The sequence below is a fragment of the Lentzea aerocolonigenes genome (assembly GCF_000955955.1).
Taxonomy (GTDB): Bacteria; Actinomycetota; Actinomycetes; order Mycobacteriales; family Pseudonocardiaceae; genus Lentzea; species Lentzea aerocolonigenes_A.
In genome coordinates this window covers 1-2,001 of the sequence record NZ_JYJG01000068.1, presented here as the reverse complement: position 1 = coordinate 2,001, position 2,001 = coordinate 1, and the positions used below count along the sequence as shown (strand labels likewise).

General features: G+C 68.2%; 4 protein-coding genes. 1 reads left to right on the top strand and 3 read right to left on the bottom strand.

Annotated features, from left to right (window positions below):
• Together UK23_RS12105 and UK23_RS12100 are read right to left on the bottom strand one after the other, a co-directional pair.
• The coding region (locus tag UK23_RS12105) for an SRPBCC family protein (protein WP_045311555.1) at positions 1–587 on the bottom strand (587 nt) is incomplete at its 3' end.
• Positions 584–1,180 carry an ArsR/SmtB family transcription factor gene (locus tag UK23_RS12100; protein ID WP_196777711.1) on the bottom strand — a complete coding sequence of 199 codons (597 nt, stop codon included), beginning with the start codon at positions 1,178–1,180 and terminating at the stop codon, positions 584–586. The genes UK23_RS12100 and UK23_RS12105, both read right to left, overlap by 4 nt.
• A gap of 144 nt (positions 1,181–1,324) precedes the next feature.
• Between UK23_RS12100 and UK23_RS51455 the strand changes: the two genes are divergently transcribed.
• A complete protein-coding gene (locus UK23_RS51455; RefSeq protein ID WP_156213042.1) occupies positions 1,325–1,498 on the top strand; it encodes a hypothetical protein in 174 nt (57 codons plus the stop codon).
• On the opposite strand, the gene UK23_RS12095 is transcribed toward UK23_RS51455, so the two are convergent.
• Positions 1,480–2,001 (bottom strand): LLM class flavin-dependent oxidoreductase (locus UK23_RS12095; RefSeq protein ID WP_045311554.1); only part of this gene is annotated, 522 nt, incomplete at its 5' end. The two genes, UK23_RS51455 and UK23_RS12095, sit on opposite strands and share 19 nt — an antisense overlap.

The following is a 2,001-nucleotide window of genomic DNA, read 5'->3' as shown; positions in this document are numbered from 1 at the left end:
CCCGGCAGGTCGTAGGCGAAGTCGACGACCCCGGTGATGCCGAACGGCTCCAGCGTGACCTCGTCGCCGACCTTCGGGTCGGCAGGCACGCCGAGCGCCGCGAGCAGTCGTGCCCACGCGTCGTCGGGCTGCTCCTGGGGCGCCTGGGCGAACACGTACGTACCGCGGCGGCCGCTGAAGTGCTTGACGTACTGGCCCAGTGTGGCGAGGTACATGTCCCAGCCGTACGAGGTCTGGTCGAGGTACTCGTCGCTCCAGCCGTCGCCGAGGATGCCGCTGTGTACGAACCGGAGCACGGTCGAGCCGCCGTCACGCGCCTCGATCAGGTACTCCATCGCGTGGATCGTGCCGTCGTCTGCCTTGTCGCTCTCATAAGCGAACCGCTTGCCCGGTTCCCAGGCCGTGATCGTCGACGCTTCCTGGAAGAAGCCCAGGTCGAGCGTCATGCGGCCGCCGAGCCGCCCGTCGACCGTGTGCGGGCCCATGAACCACGAGTCGATGCCGGGCCCGGTCGCGATGGCGTCCCAGACCTGCTCCGGGGTCCCCTCGACCTCGACTTCCTTCTTGATCTCGAACTCGCGGGTCACGACTCTTCCTCCTTGGCGCTGACGCTGGGGTGCAGGGCGACGACGACTCGGTGCGCGCGCCCTCCTTCGGCCTGTTCGTCGTGGTACTTCGAGACGAGCTGTGTCACGCAGTTCGCGAGCTCCTCGGCGAACGCGGCGCGGTCGGCCGCGGAGGCGAACCTGATCTCGCCGTCCAGCGCGAACGTCGCGAGCCGCTTCTTCGCCTTGGTCGCGCCGTTGATCAACGTGCCCACGTCGCGCACCAGCCTCGCCGAGACCGCCAGCAACCACCGCGCGGACAACCGGTCAGGTGACCTCGCCGGGTCCGGCTGCACCGCCGCGAGCGCCGTCGGTGAGATCACGTAGGACGCCGCCGTCGCCTGCAGCAGGCGCTCGTTGACGTTGCCCTTGCGCCGTTCCTCGACGAGCTCCACCAGGCCGTGCTGCTCCAGCGTGCGCAGGTGGTAGTTCACCTTCTGCCTGGGCAGACCGACCTTCGCGGCGAGCATCGTCGCCGATCCCGGCTCTGCCAGCTCCGCGAGCAGTCGCGCTCGCACCGGATCCAGCGACACCTCGGCCGCGGCCGGGTCCTCGATCACCGCCACTTCGAACATGGCTCCACCGTCGCACCGAAAACAAAATTAGTCAAGAACTGACTTGCTGTCGGTGACTTTGCTCCACCTGGGTGGCTTTGGACCCGCTACCGTAAGCGGTGTCTCGATTGGTCGTTGCTTGTTCGCAACCCTTGAGGAGACGACATGATGATGATGCTGGTCCTGACCCTGCTGGCCTTACCGTTCGCCCTGACCGCCGCCAACGTGGGCAGACGCAGGTGGATCCGCAAGAGGGGCGTCGCCAGAGTGCGCGCCGAGCTCGACGCTTTCCACGCCGAGCTCGCGCGGCAGGGCCTCAGTCACTTCTCCGGCCGGTGAAGGACGCTCGCCGACGGTGAGATCCGCGTGACGACGTCGCCGTACCGGTCCAGCAGCGAGGCCGTGAGGGTGTCGGCCGGCCCGACCACCGCGAACTCGCGCAGCACGTCGTCGCTGATCAGCTCGCTCATCTCCGTCCACTGCTGCCGCCGGGACATCCGGTGCAGCTCCTCGTGCAGCTCGCCCCAGCCGTGCAGGTCCAGCACGGGCTTGTACGCGGGCGTCGACCCGTAGAACGCGATCTGCCGCTTGACGTCGGCGATCTCCTCGTCAGTGGAAGCGGCGAACACCGGACCGCTGATCTCGAAGCCCTCCAACGTCTTGCCCGCCTTGACCCGGCCGCGTTCGAGCGCCGGCAGCGTCACCTCGCGCAGGTACCGCTCGGTCGTGAAGTTGTGGCACAGGAAGCCGTCCGCGACCTCGCCCGCCACCTCGGTCATCAGCACGCCTACGCCCGCGAGGTAGATCGGCGCGGTGCCGTGCGGGTTCGGGCCGGGATCGAA